We start from the raw sequence: 20,235 nt of genomic DNA, 5'->3' as shown, positions 1-20,235 counted from the left end.
TGGCACATCCTTTCTATTCCTTATTGTCTAGCTCCAGCGCCCTAGCGGCTAGTGTCCTTCGCTCTCCGCCCTACGATAAGTCAACATCGAATCGCCTCCGGCTCTTCGTGTTTCCTTTATCTCAGTTGGAGCGCTCCAGGCCATACGCCGCTGAACAGGGCGCTTGCGCTTTTCTTATTTATCGTTCAAAGCGACTACACCCGGCAATGCTTTGCCTTCCATAAACTCTAGGGAAGCGCCGCCGCCTGTGGAAATATGACTCATTTTCTCTGCTAAGCCAAATTTTTCGACCGCTGCTGCTGAGTCACCGCCGCCAATAACTGAATATGTACCCTCTGCTCCAGCAAGCGCTTCGGCAACGGCTTTTGTACCGCCGGCAAATTTGTCAATTTCAAATACACCCATTGGTCCATTCCAGATAACCAATTTGGATTTTTGAATGACATCGCGGTAAATTTCGGCTGTTTTTGGACCGATATCGAGTGCTTCCCAATCAGCCGGAATTTCTTCAATACGAACCACTTTAGTATTAGCGTCAGCTGAGAAATCGTCCGCAACAACCGCGTCTACCGGCATGTATAAATTTACGCCCTTCTCTTTTGCTTTTTCCATAAAGGATTTCGCTAAATCAATCTTGTCTGCTTCAAGCAGGGATTTGCCGATTTCGTGTCCTTGTGCTTTCACGAATGTATAAGCTAGTCCGCCGCCAATAATTAAGTTGTCCACTAGCTCTAAAAGATTTTCGATAACACCAATTTTGTCCTTTACCTTGGCACCGCCGATAATCGCTGTAAACGGACGTTCCGGATTGGAAAGAGCTTTCCCAAGGACATCCAGTTCTTTTTCCATTAAGAAACCGGAAACTGCTGGCAGGTTATGAGCAATTCCTTCTGTTGAAGCATGGGCGCGGTGGGCAGCGCCAAATGCGTCGTTCACATATACATCAGCAAGTTCAGCAAAAGCCTTCGCTAACTCAGGATCATTCTTTTCCTCACCAGGATAGAAGCGGACGTTTTCTAATAGAAGCACTTCGCCTTCTTGCATCGTCTCAATCAATGCTTTCACAGAATCACCGTATGCCTCATCTGCTTTTTTCACATCTTTACCGAGAAGTTCAGCTAATCTTACGCCAACCGGTGTTAAGCGCATTTCTTCGACTACTTTTCCCTTTGGACGGCCAAAATGGCTTGCGAGAATTACCTTTGCACCTTGTTCCATTAAATACTGAATCGTTGGAAGCGCTGCGCGAATCCGCGTTTCGTCGGTTATTTTTCCATCCTGCATTGGGACGTTGAAATCTACCCGGCAAAATACGCGTTTCCCTTTCACATCGACATCTTTAAGTGTTTTCTTATTCATGTAAAGGACCTCCTTAAAGTAGTGGCATTTATTTACGTAAAAAAGGGAAGGGGGCATCAACTCCCCGCTCCCCTTTGGAAAACCTAAGCTTTTTATAGTCCTTTTGCTGCGATGTAATCAACTAGGTCAACAACGCGGTTAGAGTAACCAACTTCGTTATCGTACCAAGAAAGTACTTTCACCATGTTGCCTTCAAGAACCATTGTTGATAATGCATCGATTGTAGAAGAAACAGTGCTTCCATTGTAGTCGCTAGAAACTAATGGAAGTTCGCTGTATGCTAAAATTCCTTTTAATGGACCTTCAGCTGCTGCTTTCAATGCTGCATTAATTTCTTCAGCAGTAACATCCTTTTCAAGCTCAGCTACTAAGTCAACGATTGAAACGTTTGGAGTTGGAACGCGCATTGCCATCCCATTTAATTTACCTTTAAGTTCAGGTAATACAAGAGCAACTGCTTTTGCTGCACCAGTTGAAGTTGGGATCATGTTTTCAGCTGCAGCACGAGCACGACGATAGTCCTTGTGCGGTAAGTCAAGGATTTGCTGGTCATTTGTATAAGAATGAATGGTTGTCATCATCCCGCGTTTAATTCCGAATGTATCATTTAATACTTTTGCAAATGGTGCTAAGCAGTTTGTTGTACAAGAAGCATTTGATATTACATGGTGGTTGTTTGCATCGTATTTATCTTCGTTAACACCCATAACGATTGTGATATCTTCGTTGTTTGCTGGTGCAGAGATAATAACCTTTTTCGCACCTGCTTCAAGGTGTTTCGCAGCATCTTCACGTTTTGTGAAACGGCCAGTTGATTCAACCACTACTTCAACGCCAAGATCACCCCAGCCAAGTTGTGCAGGGTCGCGTTCAGCGAGAACCTTCACTTTGTGTCCGCCAACTACTAGGTATTCACCATCAACGGTTACGTCTTCTGCAAGCGTTCCGTGAACGGTATCATATTTTAAAAGGTGGGCAAGCATGTTTGCATCTGTTAAGTCGTTAATCGCTACGATTTCCACATTGCTATTGTTTAAAGCCGCACGAAATACGTTACGACCAATACGTCCAAATCCGTTAATACCAACTTTTACTGTCATGATAAAATTCCTCCTTATAATTGGGTAGAAATATATATTTTTAAAAAGGTTTTACCCTTTTAACAACCTTTTTGCCGCACCTTCATCGGTAATTAAAATCGTCGCTGCCGGTGCTTGCTTTAAGTATGCCTTGATTGCCTTTGCCTTCGAGGATCCTCCTGCCACCGCAATGACATTTGGGATCGTCGCGAGGTCTTCGCGCTGAAGTCCAATTGTTGATACCTTATGAACGATCTCGCCATTCTCGTTAAAATAATAACCAAACGCTTCGCCGACAGCCTTACCGCTTTCAAGCTTTTGCTGAATCTCGGGGTTTGTTTTTCGCCGCTCAGCCATTGTGATAGCATCCCCTATCCCATGGATGACCATGCTTGCGGATTTGATTAGCTTTAAGACCTCATGAATCTCAGGTTCTTTAATGAGTGATTGATAAATTTCTGAACTTACTTGATCGGGAACATAGAAAACACGATGTTTAGAATTGGTGTTTTTCGCCATATTCGAGCATATCGTGTTCGCTTGATTAGCGACATCCTCACCAACTCCGCCCCGGGCCGGAACAAATAACAATTCCTTCTTAGAAAGCTCAGGTGTTAATCTTTCTGCGATAGCAGCCATCGTTGAACCGCCAGTGACAGCGATAATATTTTCCCCTGTTAAAAGCTTTTTCATGCAGGTGGCACTTGCTTTGCCAAGCTCGCCTTTAACCAATGGTGACTCGTCGCTATCGCCAGGAACAATGATGACTTTTTTAATGCCAAGCTTGTGTTTTAATTCTAACTCCATTACATCTATACCCTTTAACTCACGCATTAACTCCTCTAAATCCTCAAGTAAATTTCTCCCTTCAGCGGTTAAACTCATTCCCACATTATTTGTGTAAATAAGTTGTTGCTCTTTCAGGAAGTCTACTTCACCACGAAGGATTCTTTCGGTAAGCCCAAGGCTGACCGCTAAACTTCTTCTTCCTACCGGCTGCATAAATCCTATGTATCGGAGGATGGAATATCTTTTTTGCAGGACGATAAGTAGGTCGGGTAATAATCTTTTTTGGATATCGATAAATGATTGCATGAGAGCATGCTCCTTTATTCTATGTAGTTGGTCGAAAAATGTCCAGCATAGACATATTGTGTCCCACCTACACTAAAAAAAATCACCCCTGCTATGATTTTTATTCTAACAGGAGTGAAAACCTATTTCAACTCATTTGATTAGCTTTTTTTCTTGTAAACGGTTACTAATGTCAAATTGGTCTACAAAGCCAAATCCGACTTCTTCCCCGTCTATATGAACCACCGGAATCATCAGCCCGTAGCGCTCGGTTAAGTCATCATTTGTTTCAATATCGATTTCCTCGAGGATAAATTCCCAATTCTCTTTTAGCTCGAGGAGAGAGGCTTTTGCTTTATCGCATAAAGGGCAGTGATTTCGGGTATATAAAGTGATGGTAGTTGGTGTCATCGTTAGTGTCTATTCCTTTCAATTAAATCTTTTCCGTTTTGAAGAGGAGGGGATTCCCAGCTGATCGCGGTACTTGGCGATGGTCCTTCTTGAGACCACGATTCCGTTTGTCTCCTTCAAGTGTTCGACAATCTCTTGATCGGAAAGCGGCTTTTCTTTATTCTCCTGGTCTATAAATTGGTTAATTGCATTCTTCACCTCTGTCGATGAGGTATTTTCATCCGCCGCGACTGTTTGGATGGTACTCGTGAAAAATGATTTTAAGGTGAAGGTCCCTGTCGGTGTTTGCACATATTTTTCCCGGACTGCGCGGCTGACAGTTGATTCATGAACATCAAGCTCGGCTGCGATTTCCTTCATCGTCATCGGCACTAAATAGCGTGCGCCTTTTTGAAAAAACGCCGTCTGTTTTTCGACGATTTTGGCAACCACCCTTGTAAGGGTTTCTTTTCGTTGTTCAATACTTTTGACAATCCATTGATAATCCTGAAGATTATCCTGGATAAAACGGCTGACCTGCTGATCTTGGTCCTTGAATTTTTTATAATAGGACTCGTTAAGACTTATCCTTGGCAGGGCATCATCAAACATTCGTACCGTCAGTCCTTCAGTAGATTGTTCCACAATTGCATCAGGAATAATGTATGTCGTGATTTCTTTCCGTAACATGGCACCCGGCTTTGGGTCAAGAAGTTGGACTTCATCAAAAACATCTTGAATTTCTTTTAGTGATACCTTCAGTTCCTTGGCAATTTGCTTCCATTTCTTTTCGGCAAACGGAACGAAATAATTTGAAATAATCGTTTGCGCAAGTTCGTTTGTTGGATTTTGATAATAGATTTGCATTAACAGGCACTCTTGAAGGTCTCTTGCCCCGATTCCCGCTGGTTCAAGCGTTTGAATCACAGCAAGACCATCTTCAACTAATTCATCAGATACCCGTAAAGTTGCTGCAATTTCTCCAAGGTCGCCCAAAAAGTAACCGTTTTCATCAAGATTATGAATAAGATAGCGGATGACTCTTAATTGCTCCGCAGATAAATTAGCTAGATTTAGTTGCGAGATTAAATGATCTTCAAGTGAAAATGGCTTATCAGCAAGCTGCTCAATCCAGTCCTTTTCCGACTTTTGATGCCTCCGGCGATTGCGGTCCATTAGGGGATTCATCGGCTGAACATTTCCATTTTCAATCTGCATAAGGGGATTTTCCAATGCTTTATTTTCTAAAAAATCAGCGAGTTCTTGGGCCGAGTACTGCAATAAGGCAATTGCCTGCGATAACTCCTGCGTCATTGCTAATTTTAATGTCTGCTGCTGCCATAACCCTGCCTTTAAGTTCATTCCACTCCCCCCCTTATGTTCCTATTTTACATGAAAGAAGGGGTTTCGGGTATGGAAAATAAATATTGAATGGATTTAGGAGTTCGGTTTAAGGGTTTTGGCTATTTTTTTAAGGGTTTTGGCTGCTTTTCGAGGGGTTTTGGCTATTTTTTGACCAGTTTTGGCTACTTTTTAAGGGGTTTTGGCTAATTAGACATTTTGTGGAAAAAGATTATTTTTAAAAAAAATAAAAACCCCCTGTTTGCAAAAAACAGGAGGCCTTCATGACGCGCTCGGAGGGAATCGAACCCCCATTTTAAGAACCGGAATCTTACGTGCTATCCGTTGCACCACTCGTTGGTACATTCAAGCGTTATCGTTGTTATATCAATGTTTATGGCGATTACCACCATTATCACTGCGTGTTATTTAGTCCAAAGACGAACCTTTACGTTACTCACATAATATTGAAGAAATCAGATATTGTCAACATTAAAATTATTATCGTTTTGGAACTTCTTTTAAGTATTACTTCCTAGGCTCCAAACCCACTCCACTAAACCAGGGAGACATAATACGCCCGCCTTCGTTAAATTACGATATTTTCCACCAGCTTTACGGTTCAATAAATGCTAAACTATTCTCTTCCCTAATTACTGGAATCTTATAAATACGCTTCCAATCTACTGGTAGAACCCTCAGTTCCATTACTCCAGCATTACGTCCGTTTTCGAATGTTAACAACAATCCGAAGTCCTTTGGCTACTTACGATAACCGGCAAGAAAAGCATCTGAATACTGATAGTTAATCAACTTCAGCCACGAATGGGAACGTTCGCCGACTTCATACGAGAATTCTTACGTTTTAAGACGATGCCTTCTAGGGTTTGTGCTTTACAGCATTCAGATACGTTTACCTGTTTCCTTCGCATGAACAGAGTTTTGGTAATTTACGAGAGACCACTTGTAATGTCCAGTACACTATTGAACTCATATGGATTTCTTGCAATCAAGCATTCTCGACATACTTCTAAGTTCACATCATAATCTATGCGTTCAACACCATATGGAACACCGTCCTGAAATGATGAAACAGACAGCCTTGGAAATTCATCATCTACTATATAGAGCCTTTCATCAATAACCCTGTATTGATATTCGGAATATTCATCCTCATGAGCGGGAGAATAACCCGAAATAGCTATTTTCTCATCAAATAAATCAAGCAAATGTTGATTGCTTGCTAATAAATTCTGTATTCTTTTGATTAGGACTGGAAGTGTGTTTTGGGCGGTTTTCTCCTTCCTTACTCTGAGACTAAAACAATAAAGTTTACCATCTTGAGGAGGATCCAATTGTTCTATCCCATTTATTCTGTGTATATGACCTCTTACTGAAGAAGTAGTCTTAACTTCAGTCGCAAGGTTCTTCCACTCGAAGTCATTTCTGCTACCAGAGGGACCAACCCAGTTTTCAACAAACTTATGATTTTTAGGTAATAGCCAAACAAAAAGGAACCACAATTCGCCAAATAACCCTTTTATCTGATCCTCGGTTAATATTTTTCTAAAACTACTTCCCCAAAATTTTCTCCACTTCTCAAGTGTTTGAGTAACGGCATCTGCTGGTTTCAGACCTGATATCACTTTATTCAGAATATCGGTAGCAACTAGATTAAACGTTTTATGTCCCTCTTTATCAGAACATGTAATTACAATGAAAGTACTTTCAATTCTCTTAATAACTAAGTCTTTACCTTGTACAATAAGTCCCCGACTATGGTTATCAAAGATTGCTGAATCAATACTATTTATTTGTAATAAAACATTTCGAAAACCATTATGGTTTACGGCTAGGAAAATTTTTTCACTACCTTCTAATTTTTTAGCATTATATAAACCATAAGCTGGGAGTGAATCCTCTAAATCACGCCAACTATCTTCTGTGATTTCTCTAGTCATTTATTCTCCTCCGTCAAACCTGTACGATAAACGATATTCAACTGTTGCAGCGTTATCTGAGTGAGGAAAAACTACTGCAATTCCTATTACATGTTCAGCCGAATCTGGATCACTAAACAATCGTTCCCTTGTTGGATCTCTATCATCCCCATCATCAGATCGTACTGTAGAATATTTACTAATTGGATATATTAACAATAGTCCCTGTCTTGGGTCCCTAGCATAACGAAGAGCTTCAGCAATTTTCATATTTTCTTGTTCCTTCAACTCTTCTGCATAACTGATTTGTTCTTCATTCAACCCTAATTTTTGGTCATCAGCTGATGCAATTGCTTTTAAAGAATTGGTATTTATTATCTTAGAACGATTAATTAAATTAATTTCACCAAAACCAGATATTCCGAAATCTAGTTTTCCTAATTCATCATCAAACCTTCCTCTTCCAATCACAGCTACAACCCAATTAGTTAATTCACCATTCTCATTTTGTCTAGTTATATAATCAACTAGCTTGTCTGCCCTTACCTTGGTTGCATCAGGGTCGGTTCTATACTCTGAAAGGTATTCTAAAATGTCTTTTGAATCAACATTTGACCATATAGGCTTACTTTCACCATGTGTTTTAGTTGGTGGTCCTAATACAGAAAGAAACCCTATCGTTACTTCAATATTTCTTCGCAACCAATCGTAATCACTAAGCGGAAAGGTAATTGATTGAAGTGTTTGGTTAGCTAATGAAATGTTAACAATGTGTGTCCTTTGCATCTTTAATGGACTAGTAACTAACATAGCAGGGTGTTGGCGAATACGTACGCCCACTTCTGTTGGAGTCACTCCTTCATAAACATATTTAGCAATTTCCCCATGGAGTTCTTCTTCAACTGTAGCCAAATCCCTGAACCAATCTGAAAGAACTTTAGTGGTATATATACGTGTAACATCAGCGTAACCATTTCTGTAGCCGAACCATCTTCCCATTTGCATTAAGGTATCATAATACGGAGTTGGTCTAACATAATAACTAACTAATAACCCCTCAAGTGTTAATCCACGTGAAAGACGATTTCCTCCAATGACAATTATCTTTTGATTTGGATCTCTTTCATAGTCAATTTCATCACTTGAATCACCATGTAATTCTTTAAATGTTACCTGCTCCAAGAATGTACCAATGTGGTCCTCAATTTTATTAAAAGGCATGTCGAACTCAACGTTTACAGATCGGGTTACAGGTCTAAATTCTGTCTCCCAGATTTTTTGTAAATCTGTTTTTAAATCATCCCTAAAATATCGCCATTCATCACGGAGTGATCCAAAATTATTTTTAAGCAATCTTGCCATCTTCACTTGTATGAGTGTTCTGTAACTTGTATGTACCAGCATTGCCATCGGCTCATTGTCTTGTCCTCTTGCATATCTGGCAGCACCAGCCAAGATAAAATCCTTTAAAGCCCTTTTTAAACTTTCAGGAATTCGTGGTTCAAAAGTCTCAACTTCAGACCTTCGCTCTGGAACTAGAAATGGTATATCAGTGATTGGGACTCTTCGAATTACATCTATACCCGAATATTCTTCATCAATTGTCCCAAAAATTTCTCTTGCGCCAAAATATCCATTTGGTCTAGGTAATGCTAAAATAAATGATTTCGGATATAGATCTTCACCGGCCTGAACATCACGCGCCTCATAATCAATTAGCACATTTGCAAAGGGAGTTGCTGTATATGCCACATAAGCTTTCTTAATGAATAAGTCACGTAATTGCCTTATTAAACCATTAATTGTGCTGGGTGGATCCTGATTATCCACATCTACAATATCCCAATCATCTTCTGGAGGCCTATTCCCTCCAGTATTTACCGATGCCTGATCCGCTTCATCATCAATAATTAAACAAGGTATATTTTTCCTAGTATGTTCTTGTGTTTGGCTCAACCAATCAATGAGTTTCCTTAATACAGGTCCATTTTTTTTGGTAACAATTAGTACCGGTTTAGAATAACTAAGGACAGCAGTTCCTGTATTCCCCGGCTCAAAATCTCCTTGCTTAGGGTCTGCTTTTGTCAATGTATACCATTCTTTTTCGGATATAGGTATCCCAACACCAACCGATTCTCCATTTAGTTTACCAACTAGTTCCTTATCTAGACGAACTTGCGTTTGATATCTTAAAGTATTGTGCATTCCTGTTAAAACTATAATTAATCTGTATCCCGTATCAGCTGCTTTCGCAATTAAACCGGTATAATTTGCTGTTTTACCACTTTGTACATATCCAACAACCAATCCTCTAGTATCAAAAGAAGATTTAGATGGATCTTCCATGGCTCCTAGTATTCTATCTGTAGCATCATCAATTGACCTTACAGTTTCAATCGGCCACCCTTTGTGGTCTATTAAGTACTTCCTTAGTCTAGGCCAATAATACCAATTATTACGATCAACATTGGGAAGCCAAATATCGTGTTCCCTATTCTCATCTTCTATTAAACTAGGGTCACGTATTATAAATTTCTCCCTTTCTAGTGCTTCAAGAACTATATCCCTATATTCCTGAGGAATAGCTGGGTTACATATTGCTTCTTCAATGGATAGTCCCAAAGCATCCATCAAGGTTCTTGCAATCCTACAAAAATTCTCGATATTTTGCACTTTTACACCACCTAGCTATTTCTAAATTCTAGTCTTAATTTTGCCAGTGAAGATAAAATTCGTCCCAGGACTTCTGGTTTATCAGAAAGTTCTTTTTTTAGAACTGTTATTACTGTATCGACCAAATTTGCACCAGATCCTATTTCCGTAATTGCCCCCTTGCCTTGATATAAATCAGGGGTTGGGGAGTAATTTGTTTCTACTCTAGAAGGTGGATTATTTTGTGAAGCTTGATTTGTTTCTACTCTTGATGTTGGGTTATTCTGAGAAGTTTGATTTGTTTCTACTCTTGATGTTGGGTTAATCTGAGAAGTTTGATTTGTTGCTGAACTTGTTTTTTGCGTAATTTGGGAATTTGGTTCCGAATTTTGTCCATTAAAAATATTTCCGGTCCTTGACATGCTATTTTGCTTCTTATTAGGCTTTTCTCGATAGATTTTATCAGCAGCAGAAGCTATTTGAGAAGCGAATTTAGTTAATTCTGGTCTTACCTTTGTTGGTAATTGTACTGTCATCTTTGCAATATTTACTTTAAAAGACTCATCAGCATTTGAATTAAAATCAATTGAGATACGTGCTAGCTTCGTATGTTCGTCTGCCGCACGTACCCGATTCCAACCACCACTTTGTATTAGTCTATCATTTCGATATATATAGAACCCTTGTTGTCTATTCCATTTTTTAGGTCCTCCAGCTTCAACATGTGCGGATTTGGAACTAAAAAGTTGTTCCGGAGGCAAGATATAAGGTTGGACATTAATACTTAATTTTCTCTCTTGGTGTTCGTAAAAAAATTCTTGAGATGGAAGTATTCTTGTGTCAGGTTCATTTCTAACGAATGGGTCCCAAGCTTTTATTTTGTTTCCATTAATATAGATTGTTAAAGGCAATTTTCTTTTAGCTTCTTGATTAAGGAAACGGTGAAATACCATTCCAAGATGCTCCTCCACATGTCTACAACTTGCAATAAAGCTTTTTTTATCTGAACTCCCTGTAGAATCCCTATCAAGATTTTCCAAAAGTATTGAAGTACCCGTAATATCTTGTAATTTTTCATACAGCTCATGAGTTGCTTCATGTAATTCAGGTCTTAAAGCCTCCCATCTATCTTCTTTTTCAATATGGTCCATATCCCACATTAATATTGAAATTTCTTTACTACCCTTTTGACGGCTTGCAACTGATAGCTTTCGACAATGACTTAATGAAGCAGTCTTAAGTCCTAAACCAAACTTTCCTAAATCATTGCTAGAATAATTGCGTCTACTTCCATAACGAAGTGCTTCATCGATTTGTTCTGTAGACATACCTATACCATTATCAAGTATCCTAATACATGATTTATTCTCTTTATAAATGAGGTTTACAAAAACTTCTGTTGCACCTGCTTCTATACTGTTATCGACCAAATCAGCAATAGAAGTAGATAAGTCGTATCCAATATCTCTCATAGAACCTATCATTCTATTTGCCGAAGGCAATAATAAGACTGGCTTTGCCATATTTGTCACCTCGTACCTATTTTTGATTGAAACATAGCTTTTATACCTGCAGCAATTTTTTCGGAAAGTAATGGAGGGACAGCATTTCCTATTTGAGTAAAGATTGCAGTCCGTGGTCCCTCAAAATAAAAATCATCCGGAAATGATTGAATTCGTGCAGCCTCGCGCACCGATAATGATCGTAATTGTTTTTTATCTGGATGAATATAATAATGTCCATCTTTTGATATATGTGCAACCATAGTATGACAATATGGCACGTTCCCTCCAACTACCTTAAACCGATCTAGAAATGACTTAAGATTATTATGGGTACGTAAACTTTCGGGAATATCTGTATACTTTAATCGTGTACCATCTTTTTCCCATGCTTCGATTACTAAACGATAAATTTCCCTATCTCGGCTATTATGAGGACGAGTTATGTGCTGCGTTACAAAATTTCCCTTCCGAATCCCCGTATCTTTTAAATAATCAGAAGCTTCAGCAACATATTCACACCTATTTAACGATTCACCAGGTTGGACCTTTGGGAGGTCATTTAGCAGATCGGAAACAAGATAGTTTCCAACCACTGTTTCAATATCAGGAAAACTCATATTGGAATCCTTTTTCCAACCTATTAGTATTACTCGTTTTCTCTGCTGTAGTACTCCGTGAATGGAAGCATCAACTACTTTTGTTTCAAGTGTATAACCCGAGTTACGCATATCAGCCTTCATAGCTTGAAAGAAAGCACCATTCCCAGCACTTTTTATTCCAGGGACATTTTCAAAAACAAATAAATCCGGTTCATATCTTTCTAAAAATTTTATATATTGTTTATACAGATAATTACGAGGGTCATTTTCTTTACCAAAAGGGTCTCTAGCCCTCCCAACAAGTGAATACGCTTGACAGGGTGGCCCACCAATAATTATGTCAACTTTTTTTTCGTTTAAAAGTCTCATGTTATTATCAATAACTTCAAAAATATTATCGATTGTCTGTTCCGATATTTCCCGATTTATTACTACATTTGATAGTTCTTGAGGTAAAAATGAATACAGTTCCTCCCTAGTCTTTTTACCCTCTAAAAAATCCAAATATACCCTTTCTTGATTGGACTTCTGTAATTCCCAGTAAATAGTCCTAGTTAGTAAGGTTTGTGCTGCATATTTATCCATTTCAACATGTGCAAGAGGCTTAAATCCTTGTTTCATAAATCCTTCAGATAGGCCACCCGCCCCAGCAAATAAATCAATAAAATTTAATTTCATATTCTTCACCTAAGTTTAATGATATTTATATACTATTTTACAAAAGAATTAATATAATAACAAAAGAAAAACAGAACATGCGTTTTTAAATTTAACAAAAACGAGGCCCATATTAATTGTAAATCACTTACAATAACATAACAAGAAAAAAAGGACAACTGTTTCATTAAATTCGACAAAGCTTTACTAAAGCTATTTCAGGATCACCCTCCCTATAATCTAAAATAATGTATTTGTACTCCAAATACTCGGCAATTTCTTGTTTATGCTAGTCATTAGCTTGTTCTTCTACGAAAAAAAGTGGGCATTGGGTATAATTAAGTTTGGAGGTGTTATTTAGTGTCCAAAAAATTCATTGTGGGTGTGTACAAAATAACGAACAAAATAAACAGGAAATTCTATATCGGTTCAAGCAAGGATATACTACTCAGATGGAAAGACCACATTAACGACTATAATAGGAATAATCATCATAGTAGGTACTTACAAAATTCATGGAATAAGTATGGTGAGGAAGCATTTCATTTCGAAATTATTCACGAAACGGATGAACAAGAGGAGTTAGTCCCATTAGAGCAAGCGTACCTTGATATGCTTACACCTTGGAAAAGAGATATTGGCTATAATGTTTCCAAGTACGCCGATTGCGCTTTAAGAGGTCGTAAAAGATTGATGAGTTCTCGGTTAAAACAGTCTTTAGGCGTTAGAGGGGTGAATAATCACTTCTTTGGAAAAACACATGATGAACGTGTTCGTGCGATAATATCTGAATCAAATAAAGGCAGATTCACCGGCGAGAACTCATCAACAGTCAAATTAACGTGGGATGATATACACAACATACGGGATTTGTATAAGAATAAATCTGCTGGAGAAATTCACAAAATGTACCCCATGATACATTTATCAGGGGTAAAGTATATTATACGAAATAAAACTTGGTATGACCCAGAATATGAGCCACCTGAGTTATCGAAAGAAGAACTTAAAGCTAGGCGATTGGCTAATCAAAAGTGGAAACATACTGCCGTTGTAATGTTGGATAAGGACACAGGAAAGATAATAAGATCATTCAACTCGACTAAGGAAGCAGCACAGTTTCATGGAAGGCAAAAAGGCTCAGACATAAGTGCGGTGTGTAGAGGCAAACAAGTGTCAGCATACGGTTATAAGTGGATGTATAAAGAGGAATACGAGAAAATTAGCAACCCAGATTAAGCGGTTTTATTACGAAATTCGAAATACACTCAAGGACACCAGGACGCTTTACAAAGCGTTCTCTGTAAGAAGGTACACACAATGTGTACTGATAACACAAGTTTCCGATACGTAGACAAGATAATAGTCCTTCAAAAAAAACTTTAAAACACAAATTCCCCAAAAGAAAACCTCAAAAGCCATAAATACTCTTTACCCCTATTATGAATCCCTTAAAAAATCCCCAAAATTCCCCAATTAAAAAATTTTATTAGAACCAATTTTTCTATTTCAACCCGCTAATCCTATAAAGACGGAGGGGGGCGTTCGACTCGTTGGGATTCGACATTTGGCGTCCATGTGTGCGTTACACCAGGCGTAGTGCTTCTACAAGGGTGGGGTCGCTCTTGCAAAGGGGTGGCATCGTAAGCAAACAAAAAAAAGAGAACCAATCGATTGGCTCACTGGTAGAATTTCATAATGGTATAATGTCGTACATTTAATATCAGCTGTTCTCATGGCTTCTGAAACTGTAATTAAGCTTATTTCGTTCTTCCCGATTTAGATAAAAATTCTTTGATAGAATTTAATAACCCTTTGGCAAAACCATCAGTTTTTTCTTGCATTTCACTGAGTTCTTGTTTTATCTTATCTACTCGTTCATACCAATTATTTATTCTTTCTTGATTGTAATTCTCTTTAGCTTCTTCTTTTTCAATATTTTGAATTAGGACATTGAAGTCCCTTTGTAATATTGCTCTTCTATCTTCGAATATTTTCTTTTTTTCTTCACGATCATCATCAATCTTTCCTTTTACCATTTCAATTGTGGCTGGTACTGCTGCCTTTGCGAATTCTTTTATGATTGTAGTTCCAATTTCCTTACCAACTGCTCTAAGGCCACTAGAAGAGTTGTTACTAGATTCATTTTTCTCAACTAGTTGTACATCATTTGGGTCAACTTTTACTATCTCTACTTTTTCAGGCGTTGAATTTTTACTCACATTTGATCCCCCATTATTTAAAATTTAGTAGCAAGTAACAAAAATCATCATCTTTTACCAAATCTACATAAATTATACAACATAGAAAAGTGAAAGTAATCAGATTTAAGTAGATAATAGTTGAATATATTAATTAAATTCTTATGAGATTTTTTATCGTTTCCTTTTACCTCATTTCAAAATGGATTCATAACTTTTAAGTATTGACACCAGTTTCTGGAAGCAGTATTATCAGGATATTAAGTGGTGTCATAACTTAGATTCATAAATCAGGAGGGAAATTCGATGAAATATGGCTATGCGAGAGTGAGTACTGTTCAACAAGATTTAGAAGCCCAATTCCAAGCGCTAAAGAATGAAGGATGCGAATGTATCTATTCGGAAAAGTTCACTGGAACAAAGGCAGACCGACCAAAATTTAAAGAAGTACTTTCGAAGCTTAAAGACGGAGATACGTTAGTAGTAACGAAATTAGACCGCTTTGCACGTTCTACAATCGATGCAATCAACACAGTAAAAGAGTTATTCGAAAAGGGCGTTAAAGTACATGTTCTAAATATGGGCCTAGTGGAAGACACGCCAACAGGCAGACTTATTTTAACGATCATGAGCGGTTTCGCGGAGTTTGAACGTGATATGATAGTGGAGCGGACTCAGGAAGGCAAAGCGATTGCAAAGCAGCGTGAAGATTTCCGAGAGGGTCGACCAAATAAATTCACTAAAAAGCAAATTAGTCATGCCCTACAGCTGTTAAAAACGCACTCTTACAAAGAGGTTGAAGAAATGACTAAAATATCGAAGAGTACGTTAATACGGTTTAAAAAGAAGTTACATACAACCGAGTAAAGGAGAGAAAAAATATGATTTATGGAATTGGTTATAGGGATTTTACAGCAGAGCAAGGACATAATTTTATTATACAAAAACATATAACAAAAGAAGAATACAATAATCATACAACTATGCTGGGGGAAGTAAATAAGATAAATGCTATGGATAATGTCTACAATCTCCTATATAGAAACGGAGAAGAATTGTTAGAGTACTTCTCTAAAATAAGTGAAAAATTAGCAACAGATAAAGAATCAATTTATTTAGATGCTAATCGTCTACTAATTAATTTTCTATCCTCTCTATCAATGTTCATAGATTATGGAGAAAGATACAATAAAAAGCATTTTGGAAAAGCAAGAATGAAAGAATTCCAGGAAACAACACACGACTTTTATGATAACCATGTTTCATATCGTTTTATAGCATTAATGCGAAATTTTGCTCTACATTACGGCTTTCCATTATCAGTAATTAAGCAAAGCGTTAATGGACCAAAAGGTATTTTTGCTTCAAGAGAATCACTACTACAGTTTAAATCTTGGAAACATGCTACAGAAGATATCCAAAGAATGCCTGAGTTAATTTCATTAGAACCTCATATTGAAATCTCTATGATGTTTATCAAACATCTTTACCAGGATTTCATCTATGATATTGCTCCTGTAATATTAAAAGGTATTGAATATCTAAATACGATGATAAAACAAAATGGTGGAAAAATACCTTTACTTGCCTCATATAAAAACATAGAGGAATTTAATAAAGGCAACATTCACTTTAACATTATCGAACCAGAACCCTATCATGATGCTCTAAAAATAATAAAAAGTCATCCGAGTATTAACATAATAGTAAAATAAATAGCTTTGATTTGTGTGATCCATAGATGTCTTGTTATTTAAATAAATCTTCCTAGGTAAATCTCTATCCATGTCATACTCTTTAGTGTAGTAAAGCAAATATTGTATAACAAAAACCCCCGAACTTACGTTTTACTGCACTAAAGGACCCTAAATACCCCCCTGGAGTTTTCCGAAAAATGACATTTCCAGACACGTAATCAGGCGATTTTATCATTAATTACACGGATCAAATCACCAAACAACGTTATTCTACCGGAACCCTTCGGACATTTCGTACCCATAGGTCTCACCGTACCCTTAGGTCTGTAGCGTCCGTTTGGTCACCGCATCCGCTATAAACTACCAAACGTTCACATAACACCCCTGTACAGTCCGAAGGCTATGTGATGCGGTTTTTAACGCTCAGTAACCACTCAAACCTTACCTATAATGACACACAATATATAGATGTAAACTTTCCGGATATATACTAGATACTGGCACCGGCTTAGACTACGTTCCTTGGCATCAACGATCTAATCCGATCATTCATCCGCAAAAATGCATTTTGCTTCCGTAACTTATTGTTAACTACAATTAACCCGGTTAACCAAATGATTTGTGCGTACTAGTCGGTTAACCTTTGTCCAACTATGTATTGCCGAATAAACGTAATAACTTCGCTAACGCTCAGTTGAATCCTGCTTAGGCAGTCTTCACAAAACTTACAACGTCCAAATATTTTTAGATGTGACTAAAGCTGATAAGCTTTGGTTACATCACCAAGCAGTTAGGCGAAGGTTATTACGTTCTATTTATATATCCTTCTCTTAAGACTTAGAGCCTGGAACCCTTGATACGACTGGGTTTTAAAACGTTTTTAGCACGGCCTACGTGCTAGATGCAAGTTCGTTAATTGTCGCTAGCCGTTACAGCCGAATCATATCAAAGTGTATATCGTAATCATCGACCCCCTTTGTGATAATGTATTCAGTTGCGGAATCGACATTTACAAATTCTTCTACGTTATAACTATCGCCCAGGCCTAATTGCCAAATTCCATCACCATACATCATTAAGATACACTTATCTTCTTCCTTATTGTTGTTTATTCGATAGATTACGCCTTTTTTACGTGATTCCAACAGTTTTTTACGCCATTTGTGGTGTGTTAAATCGCAGATCATTTTATTTTCCTCCAAGGCTTTCCCATTTATTATTTCTGCAATTTCTATGAAGTTATTTCATTTATACCTATTTCGAGATAATTCGCATATAACAAAAATCACCCGAGCGCATCATACGCCCAGGCGATTGTGTCAAGGAACATTAAATTTCATTATTTAGCCATTTTTTCAGCAAATCACGCATCCTTCGACTTGGAATATAGATGTGTACGGGTTTACCATCTCTGATTGCGGAGCGGAATACCCACTGGAGTAAATCGGATAATGCAAGTAAATCTTCATCAACCTTAACATTGCGCTGCTCAAAAAAGTGTTCTTCGATTGGATTAATGAAACGGTTTAAACAAAACGCTAAAATGTCTTTATGTTTATATTTATTGGTGGCACGCATATTGAACGAAATAAAACATGCTAGTCCGACGACGACTTTTGAGATGGTTTCCGGCTCTGATTTTCTAAATCCGTTACCTTCAATTTTTTTCTTACAATCCTTGAATGTTGTCCACAATATCTTACCAGCAGGAGCCTTATGGATATTTCTAAAAAAATTGTACAGATTGTTTTTTAAGCATTTTACTTTTTCTTTGTTATGGGAATTTTCGTACCAACTTTTGGACAAAGCGTATTTATTTTGACCGATATCATTCATTTCCCCTTCATAAATGTGAATGAGGTTCTTAAAGTTGGATCGATCTTCTTGAGTAACTGATAATTGTTGCAGCTCGTATCTATCACCATACTTTACCACTGAATAATAATCGTACTGAACATTGTGTAAGTCGTAATAGTACTTTTGTAACTGCCCATCGAACATATAGGTCAGTATATAAACCATATCAAACAGATTAAAAATTTTGGCCGGGAAATTCCAAACGAATGCTACGTTGTTTACTAGATACAAATTTCCGGCTAAAGCGAAATCACGAACGGTGCTGAACGTTGTGTCAAACTTCGGGTGTTCTTTCCAAGTAACTTTACCGCCATCATTTATTTCGATTGCACCTCCTTTTAACATCATTTGAATATCCCCTTTTTTTAGCAGTATCTGTGATATAACCTCCATTACTTCATCCATTATCAATGTATAATTTGACCAGCTTAGTAATTCAATCAATTCGTCATCAGCCATTGCAAACAGGGCGTGTGTCGTTGCAATGTCTTCACCATCGGCGATAAGACGTTTGAGCGACTGTAACTTGGTGCCGGATCCGTGCTTAGAATCGGGTTCTTTGAAATCCCTGTTTGTAACTTCTTGCTTTATCCTTTGGACCTCATCAAGGTACGGTGTAACGAATATAAACCTTTGGCTTATATCCGCTTCCCTCATTAGTTGAATTGCGTAGCTTGTTTTACCCGTCCCCATCATGCTATCGATAATATTAACTTTTTTGCTCATTCTCCTAATCTCCTACTTTGATTAACATTTTTTTAGAGGGATCAGGTGTACAAAAAAATCTGCGTACATCCTTGATTACAGCTGCAACATGCTCTTTGTCATGTCCGAGACGTAGTACCCATGAATAAATCTGTTCATTCGTTGCATTTTCATTTACTACCATGTCCGCAACCTTGTTGTGTAGACTTATATTCGTTTCACTGTCAAATGTTCCATAATGTAATCCATTTACCTCCAAACGGAACCAATTAAGTGTTGATGGCTTTTTTCTACTACGACCTGCCTTGGTTAGAATATGGACTTTAATACCTTTACTCGGGTCTCCTTTAATCGGTCCTTTAGGATGTTTCTTACGTGCATGTTCACTGGGCGTGACCACTTCTAGATTTTCTCGAGTGTTATTTAATCCGTTACCCTCTATATGATGGACGTGCATTCCCACAGGTTCCCCTTTTATTAGGCGATGTACACGTTTATCTTTACTGCGTGCATACCAGGTACGGCTTTCTGAATCCCACTTAACGCAAATATTGTAACCTCGGCTTTTTAGCATGTAAAAATCCTCTGTGTTGATATGCATCTCTAGAATTCGGTCAAGACTTTCAATATATACCGTTGTAGTACCATCATCATTGTGTTTGAAATCGTTATTCATTCTTTAGCCATCCTTTTTCCTGAAGTTTTTTGTGTAATTTATTCTCAACCCATTCTTCCAATGCCTTATCAATCTCAGCATCATCTATTTTTGCGATATTCAGAGTCTCTTTTATCGATTCCACACGTTTCTCAATAATTCCAAATTTCTCCACATAATTTCCCTCCTATAAATCCGTGAATTATTTACACTTAATGTTCAAAAAATATAAGCGACCTCTATTATTCTGCTAATTTACTTTGCACATATTGAATATCAATTAGTATGGCATCGCTAATCCCTACTGCTCGTTTGAATCTTTTAGCAAACTCCCGGGTAATTCGCTTCGTTTCTTTTTCGACTGCCGATACCAAACTGACACTAACATGCATCCTTTCTGCCAATTCTCCCTGTGAAATGCCTAGATATGCTCTTACGACTTTTATCGTTGTTGATGTGACCATTCAATCCACCTCCTTTCAAGTTCATTTCTTTGACATATTAATAATCCGACCAAAATGTCT

19 protein-coding genes are annotated in these 20,235 nt (G+C 37.8%); 4 read left to right on the top strand and 15 right to left on the bottom strand.

Features of this window, described 5'->3' with window-relative positions:
• Positions 1-174 precede the first annotated feature (174 nt).
• The 5 genes from ACIQCO_RS04175 to rpoN all read right to left on the bottom strand — a co-directional run bounded on the left by ACIQCO_RS04175 (position 175) and on the right by rpoN (position 5,264).
• Positions 175-1,359, bottom strand: coding sequence for a phosphoglycerate kinase (locus ACIQCO_RS04175; protein WP_400426265.1), 1,185 nt, complete (start codon positions 1,357-1,359; stop codon positions 175-177).
• Positions 1,360-1,451: 92 nt separating this feature from the next.
• Positions 1,452-2,459 carry a type I glyceraldehyde-3-phosphate dehydrogenase gene (gap, locus tag ACIQCO_RS04170; protein WP_400426263.1) on the bottom strand — a complete coding sequence of 336 codons (1,008 nt, stop codon included), beginning with the start codon at positions 2,457-2,459 and terminating at the stop codon, positions 1,452-1,454.
• A gap of 51 nt (positions 2,460-2,510) precedes the next feature.
• Entirely contained in the window at positions 2,511-3,533 is a 1,023-nt protein-coding gene (locus ACIQCO_RS04165; RefSeq protein WP_400426261.1) for a sugar-binding transcriptional regulator, read from the bottom strand.
• Between the two features lie 132 nt (positions 3,534-3,665).
• Entirely contained in the window at positions 3,666-3,923 is a 258-nt protein-coding gene (locus tag ACIQCO_RS04160; RefSeq protein WP_400426259.1) for a glutaredoxin family protein, read from the bottom strand.
• An 18-nt stretch (positions 3,924-3,941) separates the two neighbouring features.
• Positions 3,942-5,264, bottom strand: coding sequence for an RNA polymerase factor sigma-54 (rpoN, locus tag ACIQCO_RS04155; RefSeq protein ID WP_400426257.1), 1,323 nt, complete (start codon positions 5,262-5,264; stop codon positions 3,942-3,944).
• 314 nt (positions 5,265-5,578) lie between these two features.
• Between rpoN and ACIQCO_RS04150 the strand changes: the two genes are divergently transcribed.
• Positions 5,579-5,782, top strand: a complete 204-nt coding sequence (locus tag ACIQCO_RS04150; RefSeq protein WP_400426255.1) for a hypothetical protein — start codon at positions 5,579-5,581, stop codon at positions 5,780-5,782.
• Between the two features lie 411 nt (positions 5,783-6,193).
• On the opposite strand, the gene ACIQCO_RS04145 is transcribed toward ACIQCO_RS04150, so the two are convergent.
• The 4 genes from ACIQCO_RS04145 to ACIQCO_RS04130 are packed head-to-tail and all read right to left on the bottom strand — an operon-like array spanning position 6,194 to position 12,617.
• Complete coding sequence (locus ACIQCO_RS04145; protein ID WP_400426253.1) at positions 6,194-7,204, bottom strand: PD-(D/E)XK motif protein; 1,011 nt, start codon at positions 7,202-7,204, stop codon at positions 6,194-6,196.
• Positions 7,205-9,856, bottom strand: a complete 2,652-nt coding sequence (locus tag ACIQCO_RS04140; protein ID WP_400426251.1) for a Z1 domain-containing protein — start codon at positions 9,854-9,856, stop codon at positions 7,205-7,207.
• Positions 9,857-9,867: 11 nt separating this feature from the next.
• A complete protein-coding gene (locus tag ACIQCO_RS04135) occupies positions 9,868-11,358 on the bottom strand; it encodes an ATP-binding protein (protein WP_400426249.1) in 1,491 nt (496 codons plus the stop codon).
• Positions 11,359-11,363: 5 nt separating this feature from the next.
• Positions 11,364-12,617: a DNA cytosine methyltransferase gene (locus ACIQCO_RS04130; RefSeq protein ID WP_400426247.1), complete on the bottom strand. Its 1,254-nt coding sequence runs from the start codon at positions 12,615-12,617 to the stop codon at positions 11,364-11,366.
• 339 nt (positions 12,618-12,956) lie between these two features.
• Between ACIQCO_RS04130 and ACIQCO_RS04125 the strand changes: the two genes are divergently transcribed.
• Positions 12,957-13,835 carry a GIY-YIG nuclease family protein gene (locus tag ACIQCO_RS04125; protein ID WP_400426245.1) on the top strand — a complete coding sequence of 293 codons (879 nt, stop codon included), beginning with the start codon at positions 12,957-12,959 and terminating at the stop codon, positions 13,833-13,835.
• 521 nt (positions 13,836-14,356) lie between these two features.
• Here the strand turns inward: ACIQCO_RS04125 and ACIQCO_RS04120 are convergent.
• Complete coding sequence (locus tag ACIQCO_RS04120; RefSeq protein ID WP_400426243.1) at positions 14,357-14,818, bottom strand: hypothetical protein; 462 nt, start codon at positions 14,816-14,818, stop codon at positions 14,357-14,359.
• A 285-nt stretch (positions 14,819-15,103) separates the two neighbouring features.
• Between ACIQCO_RS04120 and ACIQCO_RS04115 the strand changes: the two genes are divergently transcribed.
• Positions 15,104-15,664 (top strand): recombinase family protein, encoded by a 561-nt coding sequence (locus tag ACIQCO_RS04115; protein WP_400426241.1) that lies wholly within the window; start codon positions 15,104-15,106, stop codon positions 15,662-15,664.
• Positions 15,665-15,678: 14 nt separating this feature from the next.
• Positions 15,679-16,512 (top strand): hypothetical protein, encoded by an 834-nt coding sequence (locus ACIQCO_RS04110; protein WP_400426239.1) that lies wholly within the window; start codon positions 15,679-15,681, stop codon positions 16,510-16,512.
• 911 nt (positions 16,513-17,423) lie between these two features.
• Here the strand turns inward: ACIQCO_RS04110 and ACIQCO_RS04105 are convergent.
• The 5 genes from ACIQCO_RS04105 to ACIQCO_RS04085 form a co-directional block, all read right to left on the bottom strand.
• Positions 17,424-17,681, bottom strand: a complete 258-nt coding sequence (locus ACIQCO_RS04105) for a hypothetical protein (RefSeq protein ID WP_400426237.1) — start codon at positions 17,679-17,681, stop codon at positions 17,424-17,426.
• 142 nt (positions 17,682-17,823) lie between these two features.
• The gene (locus ACIQCO_RS04100; RefSeq protein ID WP_400426235.1) at positions 17,824-19,077 is read right to left on the bottom strand and encodes a DEAD/DEAH box helicase family protein; all 1,254 of its coding nucleotides are present in this window, start codon (positions 19,075-19,077) and stop codon (positions 17,824-17,826) included.
• 4 nt (positions 19,078-19,081) lie between these two features.
• Positions 19,082-19,630, bottom strand: a complete 549-nt coding sequence (locus ACIQCO_RS04095; RefSeq protein WP_400426233.1) for an HNH endonuclease — start codon at positions 19,628-19,630, stop codon at positions 19,082-19,084.
• A gap of 94 nt (positions 19,631-19,724) precedes the next feature.
• Positions 19,725-19,886 carry a hypothetical protein gene (locus ACIQCO_RS04090; RefSeq protein ID WP_400426231.1) on the bottom strand — a complete coding sequence of 54 codons (162 nt, stop codon included), beginning with the start codon at positions 19,884-19,886 and terminating at the stop codon, positions 19,725-19,727.
• 67 nt (positions 19,887-19,953) lie between these two features.
• Positions 19,954-20,175: a helix-turn-helix transcriptional regulator gene (locus ACIQCO_RS04085; RefSeq protein ID WP_400426229.1), complete on the bottom strand. Its 222-nt coding sequence runs from the start codon at positions 20,173-20,175 to the stop codon at positions 19,954-19,956.
• Positions 20,176-20,235 lie beyond the last annotated feature (60 nt).

The sequence above is a fragment of the Neobacillus sp. NPDC093127 genome, from assembly GCF_044754175.1.
Classification (GTDB): domain Bacteria; phylum Bacillota; class Bacilli; order Bacillales; family Cytobacillaceae; genus Neobacillus.
Note: the sequence above shows the minus strand (reverse complement) of the source record. Positions and strands in the feature narration are given on the sequence as shown.